At 71.3% G+C, this 16,304-nt stretch carries 15 protein-coding genes; 9 read left to right on the top strand and 6 right to left on the bottom strand.

Annotation, left to right across the window (positions count from 1 at the left end; all coding sequences use genetic code 11):
• The first annotated feature begins 203 nt into the window (after positions 1 to 203).
• On the top strand, positions 204 to 2,543 hold the full coding sequence (locus tag ACIHFD_RS29170) for a glycoside hydrolase family 3 N-terminal domain-containing protein (protein ID WP_397369589.1): 2,340 nt from the start codon (positions 204 to 206) through the stop codon (positions 2,541 to 2,543).
• Here ACIHFD_RS29170 and ACIHFD_RS29165 read toward each other — a convergent pair.
• Complete coding sequence (locus ACIHFD_RS29165) at positions 2,540 to 3,529, bottom strand: endonuclease/exonuclease/phosphatase family protein (protein WP_397369587.1); 990 nt, start codon at positions 3,527 to 3,529, stop codon at positions 2,540 to 2,542. The two genes, ACIHFD_RS29170 and ACIHFD_RS29165, sit on opposite strands and share 4 nt — an antisense overlap.
• Before the next feature lie 108 nt (positions 3,530 to 3,637).
• A complete protein-coding gene (locus ACIHFD_RS29160) occupies positions 3,638 to 3,781 on the bottom strand; it encodes a hypothetical protein (RefSeq protein WP_397369585.1) in 144 nt (47 codons plus the stop codon).
• Between the two features lie 18 nt (positions 3,782 to 3,799).
• On the opposite strand from ACIHFD_RS29160, the gene ACIHFD_RS29155 reads away from it, so the two are divergent.
• A complete protein-coding gene (locus ACIHFD_RS29155; RefSeq protein ID WP_397369584.1) occupies positions 3,800 to 4,051 on the top strand; it encodes a hypothetical protein in 252 nt (83 codons plus the stop codon).
• Positions 4,052 to 4,057: 6 nt separating this feature from the next.
• Here ACIHFD_RS29155 and ACIHFD_RS29150 read toward each other — a convergent pair whose 3' ends face one another.
• Both ACIHFD_RS29150 and ACIHFD_RS29145 read right to left on the bottom strand, forming a co-directional pair.
• Positions 4,058 to 4,525, bottom strand: a complete 468-nt coding sequence (locus ACIHFD_RS29150; protein WP_397369583.1) for a hypothetical protein — start codon at positions 4,523 to 4,525, stop codon at positions 4,058 to 4,060.
• A gap of 61 nt (positions 4,526 to 4,586) precedes the next feature.
• Positions 4,587 to 5,339 carry a PP2C family protein-serine/threonine phosphatase gene (locus tag ACIHFD_RS29145; protein WP_397369581.1) on the bottom strand — a complete coding sequence of 251 codons (753 nt, stop codon included), beginning with the start codon at positions 5,337 to 5,339 and terminating at the stop codon, positions 4,587 to 4,589.
• A 280-nt stretch (positions 5,340 to 5,619) separates the two neighbouring features.
• Here ACIHFD_RS29145 and ACIHFD_RS29140 point away from each other — a divergent pair, with 280 nt between their 5' ends.
• The 4 genes from ACIHFD_RS29140 to ACIHFD_RS29125 all read left to right on the top strand — a co-directional run bounded on the left by ACIHFD_RS29140 (position 5,620) and on the right by ACIHFD_RS29125 (position 9,754).
• On the top strand, positions 5,620 to 6,774 hold the full coding sequence (locus tag ACIHFD_RS29140) for a sensor histidine kinase (RefSeq protein ID WP_397369580.1): 1,155 nt from the start codon (positions 5,620 to 5,622) through the stop codon (positions 6,772 to 6,774).
• Positions 6,775 to 6,823: 49 nt separating this feature from the next.
• Positions 6,824 to 7,963 carry a hypothetical protein gene (locus ACIHFD_RS29135; protein WP_397369579.1) on the top strand — a complete coding sequence of 380 codons (1,140 nt, stop codon included), beginning with the start codon at positions 6,824 to 6,826 and terminating at the stop codon, positions 7,961 to 7,963.
• Complete coding sequence (locus tag ACIHFD_RS29130; RefSeq protein WP_397369578.1) at positions 7,960 to 8,643, top strand: response regulator; 684 nt, start codon at positions 7,960 to 7,962, stop codon at positions 8,641 to 8,643. The genes ACIHFD_RS29135 and ACIHFD_RS29130 overlap by 4 nt, the downstream gene beginning before the upstream one ends.
• 97 nt (positions 8,644 to 8,740) lie before the next feature.
• Positions 8,741 to 9,754 (top strand): TauD/TfdA family dioxygenase, encoded by a 1,014-nt coding sequence (locus ACIHFD_RS29125; RefSeq protein ID WP_397369576.1) that lies wholly within the window; start codon positions 8,741 to 8,743, stop codon positions 9,752 to 9,754.
• Here ACIHFD_RS29125 and ACIHFD_RS29120 read toward each other — a convergent pair.
• Positions 9,751 to 10,332, bottom strand: coding sequence for a Uma2 family endonuclease (locus tag ACIHFD_RS29120; protein ID WP_397369574.1), 582 nt, complete (start codon positions 10,330 to 10,332; stop codon positions 9,751 to 9,753). The genes ACIHFD_RS29125 and ACIHFD_RS29120 overlap by 4 nt on opposite strands.
• 320 nt (positions 10,333 to 10,652) lie before the next feature.
• Between ACIHFD_RS29120 and ACIHFD_RS29115 the strand changes: the two genes are divergently transcribed.
• Positions 10,653 to 11,321, top strand: a complete 669-nt coding sequence (locus ACIHFD_RS29115) for a lytic polysaccharide monooxygenase (RefSeq protein ID WP_355201164.1) — start codon at positions 10,653 to 10,655, stop codon at positions 11,319 to 11,321.
• Positions 11,322 to 11,328: 7 nt separating this feature from the next.
• Here ACIHFD_RS29115 and ACIHFD_RS29110 read toward each other — a convergent pair whose 3' ends face one another.
• Entirely contained in the window at positions 11,329 to 12,414 is a 1,086-nt protein-coding gene (locus ACIHFD_RS29110; protein ID WP_397369572.1) for a LacI family DNA-binding transcriptional regulator, read from the bottom strand.
• Between the two features lie 353 nt (positions 12,415 to 12,767).
• On the opposite strand from ACIHFD_RS29110, the gene ACIHFD_RS29105 reads away from it, so the two are divergent.
• Together ACIHFD_RS29105 and ACIHFD_RS29100 are read left to right on the top strand one after the other, a co-directional pair.
• Positions 12,768 to 14,666 carry a primary-amine oxidase gene (locus ACIHFD_RS29105; RefSeq protein ID WP_397369570.1) on the top strand — a complete coding sequence of 633 codons (1,899 nt, stop codon included), beginning with the start codon at positions 12,768 to 12,770 and terminating at the stop codon, positions 14,664 to 14,666.
• 14 nt (positions 14,667 to 14,680) lie between these two features.
• Positions 14,681 to 16,303 (top strand): ABC transporter substrate-binding protein, encoded by a 1,623-nt coding sequence (locus ACIHFD_RS29100; protein ID WP_397369569.1) that lies wholly within the window; start codon positions 14,681 to 14,683, stop codon positions 16,301 to 16,303.
• Position 16,304 lies beyond the last annotated feature (1 nt).

The following is a 16,304-nucleotide window of genomic DNA, read 5'->3' as shown; positions in this document are numbered from 1 at the left end:
TTTCCGAGCGCGTCCGGGGGTGCTGACCTGGCCAGTGTGCCTGCGCGGGAGCGTGGCCGGATTTCTCGCAATTTTCCTTGATAACGCCGCAGTCCGAAAGTTTCGGCGATCCATCGAAATATTCTTGACGGCTTTTGCGGTGGGCACCTAGAGTCCGAATTCAATGATCGGAATGAGCTTTCGAAGGTTTCAGAAGGAAGGCCATGACATCAGTGAACGCGCCGGGTCTGGCACCCTGGCGGGACAGCGCGCGGACGGTCGGCGAACGGGTCGAGTCCCTCCTCGCGGAGATGACGCTGGAGGAGAAGGTCGCGCAGCTCGGCTCCGTCTGGCTCCAGAACGGGCCCGAGCACGGCAACGTGGCGCCCATGCAGGACCGCTTCGACAAGGCCGAAGGGCTGGACGAGCAGCTGGCCCACGGGCTCGGGCACCTCACCCGCGTGTACGGCACCGCCCCGCTGTCCGCCGCCGAGGGCGCGGCCCGGCTGCGCAAGCTCCAGGAGCTCGTGGTCACGTCGAACCGGCTCGGCATCCCGGCCATCGCCCACGAGGAGTGCCTGACCGGGTTCGCGACGTTCGGGGCGACCGCGTACCCGACGCCGCTGGCCTGGGCGGCCACGTTCGACCCGGAGCTCGTCGAGCGCATGGCCGCGGCCATCGGCGGCGACCTGCGGGCCGCGGGCGTGCACCAGGGCCTGTCGCCGGTGCTCGACGTCGTACGCGACTACCGCTGGGGGCGGGTGGAGGAGTCTCTGGGCGAGGACCCGTACCTGGTGGGCCGGATCGGCACGGCCTACGTGCGCGGCCTCGAAGGCGCCGGGATCATCGCCACCCTGAAGCACTTCGCCGGGTACGGGGCCTCGCGGGCGGCCCGCAACCACGCCCCCGTCAGCATCGGCCCGCGCGAGCTCGCCGACGTGATCCTCCCGCCGTTCGAGGTCGCGCTGCACGAGGGCGGCGCGCGTTCGGTGATGTGCTCCTACACCGACCTCGACGGCGTGCCGGTCGGGGCGAGTGCCGACCTGCTGCGGCGGCTGCTGCGGGATGAGCTGGGGTTCGACGGGACCGTGGTGTCCGACTACTGGTCCGTTCCGTTCCTCGCCTCCACGCACCGGGTGGCCGAGGACGACGCCGCGGCCGGGGAGGTGGCGCTGCGGGCGGGCGTCGACGTGGAGCTGCCCGAGACGGTGTCGTACGGCGCGTACCTGGTCGCGAAGGTCCGCGCGGGTCACGTCGAGGAGGCGCTGGTCGACGAGTCCGTACGCCGGGTCCTGCGCCAGAAGATCGAGCTCGGCCTGCTGGACGGCGGCCCGCTCGTCCCGGACGGCGCGGACGACGTCGATCTGGACAGCCCGCGCAACCGCGGGATAGCCGCCGAGATCGCGGAACGTTCCATCGTGCTCCTGAGCAACCCCGACGGCCTGCTGCCGATCGGCCCCGGCACGACCGCCCGGCTCGCCGTCATCGGGCCGTGCGCCGACGACCCGCGTACCCTCATGGGCTGCTACGCCTTCCCCAACCACGTGCTCGACCGCTACCCGGAGCACGGGATGGGCCTGCCCATCCCGTCCATCAGGGAGAGCCTCGTGCTGGAGTTCCCCTACGCCGAGGTGCGCCACTGCCTCGGCGCCGAGGTGTCGGGCGACGACGCGTCGGGGATCTCCAGGGCCGCCGAGGTCGCGGCCGAGGCGGATCTCGCGCTCGTGTTCGTCGGCGACCGGGCCGGGCTGTTCGGCGGCGGCACGTCGGGCGAGGGCTGCGACGTGGCCGACCTGCGGCTTCCCGGACTCCAGCCCGACCTGGTCGAAGCGGTCCTCGCGACCGGCACGCCGACCGTGCTCGTCGTGGTCTCGGGCCGGCCGTACGCGCTCGGCGCCTACAAGGATCGGGTGGCCGCGCTGGTCCAGGCGTTCTTCCCCGGCGTGGAGGGCGCGGCCGCGGTGGCGGGCGTGCTGAGCGGGCGGGTCAACCCGTCGGGGCGGCTGCCGGTGCAGATCCCCGGCACGCCGCCGATCAGCCCGTCCACCTACCTCCAGCCGCCCCTGGGGAGGAGGGCGGAAGGCATCACGGTGCTGGACCCCACGCCGGCGTACGCCTTCGGGCACGGCCTGTCATACTCGGCCGTCGAGTACTTGGCCATGACCACGGACGCGGCCGAGTGCCCCACCGACGGCTCGGTCGAGGCCCTGGTGAAGGTGCGCAACACCGGTGCCAGGCCGGCGGAGGAGGTCGTGCAGCTCTACGCCTCCGACCCGGTCGCGCAGGTCGCCAGGCCCGTCGTGCAGCTCATCGGGTTCGCCAGGGTGGCGCTGGAGCCGGGGGAGGAGCGGGCGGTGGCGTTCGGCGTGCCCGCGGACGCGTTCTCGTACACCGGTCCCGACCTGCGGCGCATCGTCGAGCCGGGGACGATCGTGCTGTCCGCCGGGCCCTCCGCCGAGGACCTGCCGCTGCGGGCCGCCGTCCGGCTCACCGGCGAGACCGTCGTGCTCGGCTCGAAGCGGCGGCTCACCACCCACGAGACGCCGGCCCGCCGAGCCGGCTAGGGCAGGCGCAGCTCGGCGAAGACGCCGCGGTGGTCGGTCCTGGGCACGTCCACGATCTCGACCCGGTTCACGGCCACCCGCCGGTCGGCCAGGACGTGGTCGATGGAGATGACGGGCGGCACGGCCCGGCCGTTCGGCCAGGTCGGGATCAGGCCCTTGCCCACCTGGTCGGCCGCGTCCACGTAACCGCGGTCGAGCAGGTCGCGGAAGGCGCGGTGGTCGAGGCTGGCGTTGAAGTCGCCGGCCAGCACCCGGATCGCCGACGGCGAGGCCGGAGGCAGCGCGCGCAGGGAGGCCTTCCACTCCGCCTCCATGCGCCCGAGCGGCGGATTGGGGTGGATGGCCACGAACTCGACCTTGCCGCCGCCGGGCAGCGCCACGGTGGCGGCGGGCATGTTGTGGCCGATCGGGGTGAACAGGCCGGTCAGCTCCGTCACCGGATGCTTGGAGAAGATGCCGCTGCCGGTGGCGCCGAAGTCGGCCTGCAGCACCCGGTAAGGCAGGAGCTGCTTCAGCCCGGCCGCGTCCAGGCGCTCGACCTCGGCCGGGGTGAGCTCCAGGGCGCTGAACACCTCGACGTCGAACCTGCGTACCAGGTCGACGACGGTCTGCGCGTCACCGCGGCCGAACAGGTTGACCGACAGCACCCGCAGCGGCGCGCCCTTGGCGGGCGGCTGCTCGGCACTGAAGGCCCGCGGCGTCACGACCGACACCAGCACCGCGCAGACGAGCGCCGCGGCGAGCGCGGCCGGGCGGTTGCGCCTGAGCAGGGACAGGACCGCGGTCAGCGCCGCCATCCCGGCCCCGATGGGGGTCACGGTCATGAGCTGGGTCACGAACGAGCCGCCCTCCATACCGGCGACCCTGATGACGGCCCACAGGGCCAGCAGCGCGACGACCGTCCACGCGAGCCACCGCCTGCGCCGCTTCCCGGGAGCAGGAGAGCCGCCCTCCTTGGCCCGCCCGGTCTCCACCGTTGTGCTCACACTCCGCCGTCCTGTCCGCGCGTCCTTCCACTGCTTGAACCTTAAACCGCCTTGCGGCGGCTCGCGCCGGGTCCACAGCTCGCTCTCAGGGTTCGGCGTCGGCGGAGGTCAGCGCTTGTGGCCCACCCCGGCGTACATCCAGGTCGCCGGGTCGGCGAAGAGCGGCGCGTGGTGCCGTCGCCGCCGTTCGCCGTACGGCTCGACGACGAGCTCGCTCCTGAAGTCTCCTATCCCCAGGTGGGATCCACCCACGTCACCACGAAGGAGGTCATGAACCTGCCGACCGACGTGGCGAGGCTCCGGCAGGTGCTCCAGGAGTGGACCCGGAGAAGTGGCCGGCGGGCCGACGACGAGTCCCTGTACACGCAGGCCACCAGCCTGCTCTCGCAACTTCCGACGACTCCCCGGCTGCTGGCCGCGGAGGAACGGGACGCACGTGCACTGACCTCGTGGACCGCCCTGACCGCCTCCGGCTGGACGGACGCGAGACCGGCGCTTCCGACCAGGATCATCGGCCCATGAGCGCGGCTATGAGGCCAGCAGGTCGAAGTGGAAGCCGATCAAGAACAGCCCCAGGGACGCCCACCGCGCCGCCGGAGCGAACTTGGGATGCTGAAGCGCGTAGCCGATGACGCCCGCCAGCCCGCCGCTCAGGCTGCCGACCGCCAGCACGAGCCCGTACCGCAGCTGGGAGTCATTGCCCATCGGCCCGGTGACGACGACCGTGAACGCCGCCGCGACCATCCCTGCGAAAAGGCCGACGATGAACGGGCGCACGGTGATCCGGGCGGCCATGAACCCCACCAGGCGTTCACCGTACCGGGCGAGCTTCTCCACCCCGACGAGGTCGATGATGACCACGGTGCCGGCGACGAACGAGAGGATCTTTCCTGTGCGTCCCCACCACAGCATCGGGACGCCGAACAGGTCGGAGCCGATGGTGGGCCTGCCCTGGAGCCACAGCTGCCACGCGTCGAAGTAGCTGATGTCCGCCACAACCGGAGCGTAGAAGCCTCCTGGACCTCTGCCTAGCCGGATCCCGGCCCGGGCAGACGTCTCAGGCGGTGGCGTAGTCGGCGATGATCACCGTGGCGTCGTCCTTGGGGTCGGCCGCGGCCATCTCGTCGTACAGCCGGTCCAGGCACGCGCTCGGCGACATCCCCCCGGTGACCAGCTCCTTCATGCGCGCCGCCCCCAGCGCCCTGATCGCGCCGCTCGTGACGACCACGACGCGGTCGCCAGGACGGAGCGGAACGGCGCCGACCTCGGGGTTGAGCTCCGACGGTAAGCCGATCCCGCGTAACGGCGGGCCGTCGCCGAAGGAGTGCGACGTGGTGAGCTGCTGCGGTCGCCCGCCCTTCGGGCAGTGCCAGATCGCGCCGTCGCCGACGTGCGCGAAGCGCAGGCGCGGGCTCTCGCCCGGTTCGAGGACGATCACGTCCAGGCTGGTGACCAGGGCGGACCCCGCGCCGCCGCGCAGGGACGCGGTCCGCACGGCGCGATGCGCCGCCTGCGCGCACTCGTCCAGGTTCTCCTGGTACTTCGGCCTGGCGCTGACCACGGCGCCCAGGGCCAGGGCCGCGGCCGTGTGGGCCGCCCCGCCGCCGGCCGCGCCGCGGGCCGCCGCGACCAGCCGCTCCTGGATGACGTACGCGTCCGACGGCCGCCCGCGCGAGCCCTCGTACGTGCCCCCCACCGCCACCAGGCGCGGCCGGGCCACCGGCATGCCGGGCGGCCAGTTCCCCCGGCGGCCGCGGGCCGTCATCACCGACAGGCAGCCGACCAGGATCGAGATCACCAGCAAGGTCATGAGGTCCCCTCTCGTCGCATCGTCGCGACCCGCAGCCCAGTACACGCGCTGCCGAGCAGACGCGACTGACGGCTGATCGGCCGTCGTAGCGAATGACGGCCGATCAGCCGTCGTGCCGCGGGACGCGCGGGGAGCGAGGGTGCGGGGAGGCGGTCAACACCGCGAGCAGAGCCGGCACGAGGGAAATGACGATGCGATCCATGTCTCCACCCGGCGCCACACGGACGCTCTTACGTTATTGTGAAGCCCGTCTTGTGCTGTCATCGCGAGCGGGCGGCTCATGTCTCTCCCCGGTTCCACGAGATACGACTCCGCGACCAGGCACATGGAGCGGACCATCGCGCGCACCGGTGCGGGGGCACGGGGTGTGGTGGGGTTCGTGGCGATCGTCGCCGCGACCCTCGGCGCCGTTCCACCGGTGTCCGTCGCCTGGCTGGCGCCCGCGCTCGCGGTCGACCTGGTGTGGACAGGGCTGTTCCTGTGGGTGGCCTGGCGCGGCCGGCGGCTTCCGGCCTGGCTGGTGGCCGGTGACGCGGTCATCACCGTCGCCCTCTGCCTCGCGCAGGGCCATCTCGTCGGCGGGGCCGCGCTCGAGGGCGGGTCGAGCTGGATCGCGGGGCTGGTGACGATGACCATCGTCGTATCGGGGGTCACGTGGCGGCCGTGGGTGGCCGTGTCCGTCGGGCTCGTCGTGGCGGGGGCGTACCTGGCCGGGATGCGGCTGGCGGCCCCGTACCAGGAGGTGGCCGGGACGCTGGGGATCCACCTCGTGCAGATCCTCTGCATCGTGCTGCTGATGACGCTGCTGCGCCGCTCCGCCGCCTCGGCGGACGCGTTCCTGCGGGAGAGCGCGCGCGCCGAGATCGCGCTCATCGTCGAGCGGCTGCGCCGCGAGGACGAGCTGCGCCAGGTCGGCAGCGTCCACGAGACGTCGCTGCACACGCTGACGATGGTCGGGCTGGGGACGTACGACAAGCCCTCGCCCACCCTGCGCCGGCAGGCGGTGGCCGACCTGGCGGCGCTGGAGAAGCTGCGCGACCGGCCGAGCACCGAGTCCGCGCCCATCGCCCTGGACGCCCTGCTCGACGAGGTGGCCGGGCGGGTGACGGGGCTGGACGTCCGCAGGCGGCTGACGCCGGAGACGGTGCCGGGGGAGGTCGCGGAGCGGTTCGCCCGCGCGGTCACCGAGGCGCTGGCCAACGTGGCGCTGCACGCCGGGGTGCGCGAGGCCGAGCTGGTCTCCAGCCGGTCCGACGGCGAGATCAGGGTGGAGGTCGCGGACGCGGGAGGCGGCTTCGACATGGAACGGGTGCCGTCCGACCGGTTCGGCGTGCGCGGGTCGATCCTCGACACGATGCGCTCGCTCCCGAACGCGGGCGCCGACATCCGGTCCGGCGACCAGGGCACCCGGGTGAGCCTGTGGTGGCGGCCATGACCGGCGGCATCTGCGGCCCGGGGGGCGGCTCGCGGCGTTGGGGGCGGTCATGACCGATGACATCGAAGAGGTGGCGCAGCGGTACGCCCGCTACACCGCGATCGGCGCGGTCGTGATCACCGCGGTCTGGCACACCGGCTACGACCTCACCGTCACCGTCTCGGGCTGGCCGGCCTTCCGCTGGCCGTGGCTGGTGGCCGTGGCCTGGATCGCCTACACGGCGGTCGTCGTGATCGCGGCGCGATCGCTGGTCACGGCGTTCGAAGGGCCGGCCAGGGCCCGCGTGCTGGCCGCCGTCGTGCTGGCCGCGGACATCGCGGTGATCGTGTCCTGCCGCCCTGAGGACCTGCTCGGCCCCAGCGACTGGGGATGGGGTTCGGTGGGCTGGGTCGGCGTCCTGCTCCTGTGGAACCGGCCGGCCTGGCGGCGCGAGCTGATCGCGTTCCTCGCGCTCAACGCCGGGATCATGCTGACGGCGATGATCGTGACGGGGACCGACGACCGGGTCTCCATCGCCAAATACCTCATGGTCATGGTGGGGAGCATCACGCTCCAGCTCGGCTACGCGGCGGGCTGCCACACGCTGCGCGTCCGCGCCGAGGACGCCGCGCTGCTGGCCCGCCGGCTGGCCGCCGACGACGCCTGGCGGGAGTCCGCCCAGCGCATCCACGCCGACCGGATCCGCCGCTACGCCGCGATCCGTGACGTGGCGGAGTCGCTGCTCGACCAGCTCGCCGACGGGGCCGACCCGGGGGATCCCCGCGTACGCGAGGACTGCACGGCCGGGGCCATGCGGCTGCGGCGGCTCATCACGGAGCGGGAGGACGTACCGGACGAGCTGATTTCGGTGCTGCGCGAGCGCATCGACGCGGCCGAGCGGCGCCAGGTCCTGGTGACGGCGCCGCCGTTCGGGGAGCGCATGCCCGCGCTGCCGGACGGCGTACGGGAGGATCTGCTCAGAGCACCCGTACGGGCGCTGGACGGGGCGAGGTCGCGGGCCAGGGTCACGGTGTCCGCGATGTCCACAATGGTGAGCGTGGCCGTCGTGGCCGACAACGACGACCTGCCCGTCAGCGCCACCCCGGTACGGGAGCCGAGCGGGGTCGTCGTCACCTATCAGCGGCAGGGAGGGGAGGTATGGGTCAACAGCATCTGGGAGGGCCCGCCGGCGGAGCGGCGGGACGCGTGACGGTCGCCCTGGTGGAGGACCATCAGGTGGTGGTGGACGGCGTGAGGTCGTGGTTCGGGCCGCCGAGCCCGGTGGAGCTGGTCGCGCAGGGGCCGACCATCGAATCCGTACGGGGCGTGCAGGCCGACGTGCTCCTGCTGGATCTCAACCTCAACGGCACCATGGTCGTGGACCGGGTAGCCGAGCTGTGCGCGGGCGGCCAGCGGGTCATCGTCTTCTCCGAGCACGAGGAGCCGGAGACGGTGCGCGCGGTGCTGGACGCGGGGGCGTCGGCGTTCATCGGCAAGGGCCGGGCCACCCGGGAATCCTGCCTGGAGACCATCCTGGAGGTGGCGGCCGACCGGCCGTCCGTCACGCCGCCCATGGCCCAGGCGATCGCCACGGACGAGGGCCCGCACCGGCCGCAGCTGTCCGACAAGGAGCGGGCGGCGCTGCTTTTCTGGTTCCAGTCGATGTCGAAGGCGTCGGTGGCGGCCAGGATGGGCATCAAGGAGCGCACCGTGCGCCAGTACATCGACCGCGCCAGGGTCAAGTACGCCGCCGCCGGCCGCCCCGCGCCGACCAAGGAGAAACTCCTCATCTGCGCGATCCAGGACGGGCTGGTCCAGCCGGACGAGGTGACCGTCTACACCTCACTGGCAGCCCGGACGACACCGTCCGACGAGTTCCGCCCTGGGTGAAGACGTTATGCCGTGGGCGATGCGGGGCTGCCCGGGGCGATCCGGAAGGGCAAGGTGATTCTCGAACGGTCTGCCGATCGAGAGGTGGTGTCACGCCATGGCGGTGGCGGAGGTGCTGGGCCCGGGGGAGTGGCTGGGGTCGGAGCTGAGAGGCGACGACAGCTGGCGGATCCGGCTCACGGAGGCGCACCGGCAGGAGGTGCTCGCCGCCGTGCACGCGGCGGGGAGTGAGGTCACGGAGGCGCACCGGCGGGAAGTGCACGCGGCGGGGAGTGAGGTTACGGAGGCGCACCGGCGGGAAGTGCTTGCGGCGGGGAGTGAGGTGTCGCGAGAGAGCTTCCGGCTGCCGACGCTCGGCCCCGTCCTGCGCCGGGTGCGCGACGAGCTCACGCACGGCCGTGGTTTCGCGCTGATCCAGGGGGTGCCCGTCGAGGGGCTGAGCGAGCGCCAGTGCGAGACGGCCGCCCTCGGCCTCGCGTCCCACGTGGGCGGCATCGTCCCGCAGCCCCCGGAGGGGGCGCCGCTGATGCACGTACGCGACACCGGCGCCGACCCGTCCCATGCGCGGACCAAGAGCTACCAGCACAGCGGCCGGCTCGGCTACCACAGCGACCCGACCGACGTTGTGGCCCTGCTCTGCGTCCGTCCGGCGAAATCCGGCGGCCTCAGCGCCGTCGTCAGCTCCGTGGCGGTGCACAACGAGGTCGTGCGCACCCGGCCTGACCTGGCCGAGGTCCTCTACGAGCCGTGGTGGCACGACCGCCGCACGGGCGACGGCCCCGACAGCTTCTACACCAAGCCGATCTGCGCGGCTCGCCCTGAGGGTGGGGTGTCCATCGCGTACGGCCCCGACTACCTACGCTCCGCCCAGCGCGGCGCCACCGTGCCGCCCTTCACCCCGGCGCAGGAGGAGGCCATGTCCCTCCTCGACGACCTGACCAACGATCCCCGCTTCACGCTCACCATGGATTTCCGGCCCGGCGACCTGCAGTTCCTCAACAACCACGTGACCTTGCACAGCCGCACCTCCTACGAGGACCACCCCGAGCCGTTCCGCCGCCGCCACTTACTCCGCCTCTGGCTCAGCACCGCTCCAGATGAGCGCCGCTAGTCGCCGAGCAGTTCGGCAGGGTCGAAGCTGACAGGGAACGGCCAGGTAAAGCTCGCGAGGGTGCCGGCCTTGTAGCGGACCGGCGTGTCATAGCACTCGTCTTTGAGCTCGTAGACCCAGAGTGTCGGCCCTTCCTCCGGCTCGATCCGCCAGTAAACGGGGATGCCCGCGTCTCCATACGCTTCGGCTTTGAGAACCTTGTCCCGCATCTTGGTGCTCGGGCTGCCCACCTCCACCGCGAGCAGGACGTCCTGAGGCGAGAACATGAGCCCGGTAGTTCGCGACCTCTTTTTGGGCACGACGACAAGGTCAGGGATGTAGACGTCCTGATTGGTGGCTTTTAGATTGACGGTCGTCAACACCTCCATCTGCGGTGGCGCCGCATGCTTGAGGAGGAGCAGCCCATAAGTTATGGCGATCTGGTGCAGGACTGTGGGGGCAGGGCTCACCAGTAGGCTCCCGTTGAAGAGCTCGTAGCGGTTCCCGTCGTCCGGGAGTTCGAGTAGGTCGTCGACAGTGAACGGCGCCCGGCCCGGAATAACTGCGCGCCCCGTGCCGGTCGGTTCGATCGTCGCCATTGTGGTCACCCACCAAGTATCGGGAACCTTACTCTCGCTCACATGCTACTTCCCCAATTCTCATCACTTTAAGTTCTGGGTCAGTCACATATTGATACAACCTCTCCGGGTCGGACATAACTGAAAGTTTCAGTCAATCTGCCGGGTTGGTGGGAAAGCCCTTTCCGCTGCTCATCCGGCACGCCGACCTGGGTGTGCGGCGTGATGGCCATGAGCTGACATAGCCCGTCATTTGTGTGGACTTGCGGAGTCAGATACGGTCGCCCCGCGGAGCGCTCCCCCTTCCCGGAACCCCCCGACCGGAACACGGAGATCGCACTATGCCCCAAGCCGGACCCCACCGCTGGGCGCGGCGCGCCCTCGCGGTGCTGCTGACAACGGCGATGATCTTCGCCGTCCCCCTGGCCGAGTCCGCCTCGGCACACGGCTCGGTCGTCGACCCCGCCTCCCGCAACTACGGCTGCTGGCTGCGCTGGGGCAACGACTTCCAGAACCCCGCCATGCAGCAGCAGGACCCCATGTGCTGGCAGGCGTGGCAGGACAACACCAACGCCATGTGGAACTGGAACGGCCTCTACCGCAACGGGGTCGCCGGCAACCATGAGGCGGTCATCCCCAACGGCCAGCTGTGCAGCGCCGGCCTGACCGAAGGCGGCCGCTACCGCTCCATGGACAAGCCAGGGGCCTGGACGATGGCTAACCTCACCGGCAGCACCTTCAACATCCGCCTGAACGACCAGGCCAGGCACGGTGCGGACTACATCAGGGTCTACATCACCCGCCAGGGCTACAACGCCCTCACCACGCCCCTGGGCTGGAACCACCTGGAGCTGGTCCGTACGACCCCCAAGTACGCGCCCGGTGACGTGTACATGATCAACAACATCAGCAAGGGATCGCGTACCGGCCGTCACGTGATCTACACGATCTGGCAGGCCTCGCACATGGACCAGTCGTTCTACTTCTGCAGCGACGTCAACTTCGGCTGAGCCGCTGCTACGGGCGGGGGCGGGTCGAGGCGCGGATGGAGAGCTCTATCGGGTGTACGCGCTCCGTGCCCAGGGGCGCGGCCCCGGACAGCAGCTCGAACAGCAACTCCGCGCAGCTCGCCCCCGCCTCCTTCGGGCGCAGGTCGATCGCGGTGATCGGCGGATCGGACTGGCGGGTGGCGGCGCTGTCGACGCACGAGGCGAGCAGCACGTTCACGCCTGCCTCCCGCAGCAGCGGCGCCACCTCGGTCGCCGCCCCGGCCGGCGCACACACCAGGGCATCCAAAGGCCCATCCCCGCCCCGCCCCAAGACTGCCCCCGCCTCATCCGGCTCGTGACCGGCGTCCCGGCCGGAGACCCCGGCGGTGTCGAGGAGGGCGCGGGCGGCGGCGCGGACCTCGTCGCCCGAGGCGTCGAAGGACACCCGTCGCACCAGCGGCACCACCCCGTGCGCCGCGCACCACTCCAGGTAGCCCCGGTGCACGCTGGCCGCCCAGTCGCTCTCGTCCCCGGCCACGATGAGCGCCGGCCGTGACGCGCCCGACTCGCGCAGGTGGTCGAGGAGGCGGCCCAGCATCGAGGCGTGTTCCGACCACACCACGCCGTCCGCCTGCCGGGAGCCGGGGAAGCGTTCGCACGAGACCGTCGGCAGGCCCGTCGCCATCAGGCTCTCCACCACGGGGTCGCCTCCCAGCGGGTCCCCGAGCACGAGGCCGTCCACGCGCGGCGGCCGTGAGCGGCGCTGGCCGGACGTGATCAGCGTGACGTCGTAGTCGTGCCGCGCCGCCTGCTCCACCACGCCGAACACGAACGACATGTAGTAGGAGGAGCGGGTCAGGACCTCGGGAACGTGCAGGCCGATGGTGCCGGTGCTGGCCTTGCGCAGGTGCCTGGCCGAGCCGTTGGGCACGTAGCCGAGCCGCTCGGCGACCTGCGCGACCGCCTCCCGGGTGCGCTCGGAGACGCGCCCGGAGCCGCGCAGCGCGTCGGAGGCCGTCGTCTTCGACACCCCCGCCTCCCTGGCGACGGTGAGGATCGTGACCGGCTCCTCCGTGCGCACGCCTGCCCGCTCGCGCCCCTCGTCTGCTCGCACGCCCCGATGCTAGCGGCCCTGATCGCCCACTTCCGCCGAGCGAGCCGCCGCGCCCCCACCGGACCGACCGACGGTCTCCGCGTCTCGCGCGCAGGGGGGCCTTCCGGTGGTTCGGCGTTTCCAGTGTGGCGGGGCTTCCGGCAGTCTGCGCGTCTCACGAGGTGCCGGGCCGTCCGGTGTTCTCCCTCGTCGGGTGGCGCGACCCAGGGGCGGGCGGAGGTCCGCGTGGGTGGTGGGGGCTTCGGTAAACGGTCTGTTTCGGGTGGCGGTTGGGTCTTGTCTCCGTCCGGGGGTCGCAACTAAGTTAGCCCAAACCTTGCCGGAACGTTCCGGCATCAGAAAGGGGCGGAACGTTGCACCTGACCTCCGGGAAGCACCCCCATCCTCTCGACCCCCTCGCCGCGCAGGAGATCGACGAGGTCAGGCGGATCCTGATGCAGGAGGGCCTGCTGACCGACACGGTGCGGGTGTCCTACCTCGGCCTCGAGGAGCCGCCGAAGGGCGAGGTCCTGGCGTACGAGCCGGGCGCCCCCGCCGGACGCCGGGCCCGCGTGTTCCTCCTGGACCTGGCCACCGAGACGGCCGAGGACGTGATCGTGTCGATCGGCGCGGCCACGGTCGAGGAGCGCAGGCCCATCGACCCGGTCACCGACGGCCAGGTGCCCATGCTGGACGAGGAGCACGCCCTGGTCAGGCGGGTGCTGCGGGAGGACCCGGCCTGGGCCGAGGCGCTGCGGCGCCGGGGGATCGAGGACCCGGCGGGCGTCTACCTGGCCGCGCTGAGCGCGGGCAACTTCGGTCTCCCCAATGAGAAGGGCCGGCGGGTGGCGAGGGTGCTGGCGCACCTGATGCCCACGCCCGAGAGCCTCCCGTGGGCCCACCCGGTGGACGGCCTGGTCGCGTACGTGGACCTGGTCAAGGGCGAGGTCATGGAGATCGTGGACACCGGCCCCCAGCCGATCCCCGCCGAGCCCGGCGACTACCACCTGGGCCCGCACCGGACCACGCAGAAGCCCATCCACATCACCCAGCCGGACGGCCCCAGCTTCACGGTCGACGGCCCCCTGATCACCTGGGAGAAGTGGAGCCTGCGCCTCGGCTACGACATGCGCGAAGGGCTCACCCTGCACCAGATCGGCTTCGAGGACGACGGCCGCGTCAGGCCGATCGTCTACCGGGCGTCGGTGGCGGAGATGCTGGTCCCGTACGGCGACCCGAGCCCGATCCGGTTCTGGCAGAACTACTTCGACACCGGCGAGTACCAGCTCGGCAAGCTGGCCAACTCCCTGGAGCTCGGGTGCGACTGCCTCGGCGAGATCACCTACTTCGACGCCGTCGTGACGGACGGCGCCGGCGTGCCCAAGGTGATCGCGAACGCGATCTGCATGCACGAAGAGGACTACGGCGTGCTGTGGAAGCACACCGATCCGGCCAACGGCTCCAGGGAGACCCGCAGGCAGCGGCGCCTGGTGATCTCGTTCTTCGTCACGGTGGGCAACTACGACTACGGCTTCTACTGGTACCTCTACCTCGACGGGACCATCGAGCTGGAGGTCAAGGCCACCGGCATCGTCTTCACCGGCGCCTACGACGACCGCGCCGCGCCCTACAGCTCGGAGGTCGCGCCGGGGCTGGCGGCGCCGTACCACCAGCACCTGTTCAGCGCCCGGCTGGACATGACGGTGGACGGCGTGGCGAACGCGGTCGACGAGGTGGAGGCGGTCGCGGTCGAGAGCCCGTACGGCAACGCCTTCGGCCGCGCCGTGAAGCGGCTGCGCACCGAGGGGGAGGGGCGGCGCGACGCCGACCTCGCCAGGGAGCGCACCTGGCATGTCGTCAACCCCGACGTACGCAACCGCCTCGGCCGCCCGGTCGGCTACGCCCTGCACCCCGAGGGCAAGCCGGCCCTGCTCGCGCACCCGGAGTCGTCGATCAGCAGGCGGGCCGAGTTCGCGACCAGGCATCTGTGGGTGACGCGGTACCATCCCGCAGAGCGCTATCCTGCCGGTGACCTGGTCAACCAGCATCCCGGCGGCGCGGGCCTGCCCACCTACACCAGGGCCGACCGCGACATCGACGGGCAGGACATCGTGCTGTGGCACACGTTCGGCCTGACACATTTCCCCCGCACGGAGGACTGGCCGATCATGCCGGTCGACACGTGCGGCTTCGTACTCAAGCCGGTCGGGTTCTTCGACCGCAACCCCACGCTCGACGTCCCGCCGAGCGCCGCCGAACGTTCCTGCCACTAGAGGAGAAGAGGCCCATGCGTCCCATACGCCTGGCCTGCGGTGTCATGGCAGCCCTGCTGGCCTCGGCCTGCGCCGCCACCGGAACGACCACCACCCCCGCCACAGCCCCCGACCAGCCCAATCCGACCGGTTACCTCGCCACAGCCGACCCGTCGCTCCCCACCGGTGGCACGCTCAACCTGGCCGTGCACATCGACAGCGGCGCCGCCACCGGGTACGACCCGCAGCTCGCCGACGTCGCCACCACCTGGCAGCTGCTCTCGCTGTCCTACGAGACGCTGGTCACGGTGGGCCCCGACTTCAGCGTGCAGCCCATGCTGGCCGAGAAGTGGGACACCCCCGACCCCAAGACGTACGTCTTCCACCTGCGCGACGGCGTCACCTTCTCCAACGGCCGCGAGATGACGGCCGACGACGTGGTGGGCAGCCTGAAGCGGCTGCTGGCCTCCAAGTCGGTCTGGCGCGGCCAGCTCGGCCCGGTCAAGTCGGTCGCCAAGGACGGCGACCGCGCGGTCAAGGTCACCCTGAGCGAGCCGTACACGCCGTTCCTGGCCGCCCTCGCCAACATCCCCGCCGCCGTCCTGCCCATGAAGGAGATCGACGACAAGTCGGTCGACCCGGCCAAGACGCTGCTCGGCACCGGCCCGTACGTGGTGGAGAACCACCGCCAGGACGTGTCGTGGACCTTCAAGCGCAACGACAAGTACTGGGCCAAGGGCAAGCCGGCCGCCGACGCCGTCAACGTGACGATCGCCCCCGAGGAGGCCGCGCGCATCGCCGCCCTGCAGAACGGCAGCGCCGCCCTGGCCACGCTGGGCAACGTCGACTCGGCGACCATGCTGGCCGGGGCGAAGAACGTCCAGGTCGTCACCCAGGCCACCACGGACTTCTACTACCTCATGCTCAACACCCAGGCGGCCGGCTCCAAGTTCGCCGACCCGAGGGTGCGCCAGGCCGTCGCCATCGCGCTCGACCCGAAGCAGATCGCCGACGTGGCGCTCGGCGGCAAGGGCAAGCCGACGGCCATCACCCCGGCCGGCCTGCCGGGCGCGTGCGACCCGGCCGCACTGCCGTCGGCGTCCAAGAGCGTGGACGAGGCGAAGAAGCTGCTGGCCGACGCGGGCGCCCAGAACCTGACGTTCACGCTCAGCATCTTCTCCACCGAGCCCGCCCCGGCGGTCGCCCAGGTGATCCAGCAGAACCTCCAGCAGGCCGGCATCACCATGAAGATCGAGCAGCTGGACGAGGCGAGCTGGTCGGGCAAGGTGTACGGCAAGGCGCCCGCCGAGTTCGACGCCGCGATGTCCTGGTTCGCCGGTTACGCCGACCCCGGCATGGTCACCAAGTGGTGGAACCCGGAGACGGCCGGCTTCAACGTCGGCTTCATGAAGCCGGACAAGGAGCTGAACACCCTCATCGACGCGGCCGGCAAGGAGCCCGCGGGAGCCGCCCGCGACGAGGCGCTGGCGGCAGTCTGCGCCAAGGCCGACACCGACGCGCAGATGATCCCGCTGGTCACCCGCCCGGCCACGATCGCGTTCCGGACCGACGCGCTCAGCCCCAGCCTGTACGCCACCGAGGGGTACGGCAACGTGCTGCGCTTGATCGCCGACGCCCGCGTGAAGAAGACCCAGTAAC

The sequence above is a fragment of the Nonomuraea sp. NPDC051941 genome, from assembly GCF_044593615.1.
The sequence above is the reverse complement of the archived record's forward strand: the minus strand, read 5'-3'. Positions and strand labels throughout refer to the sequence as shown.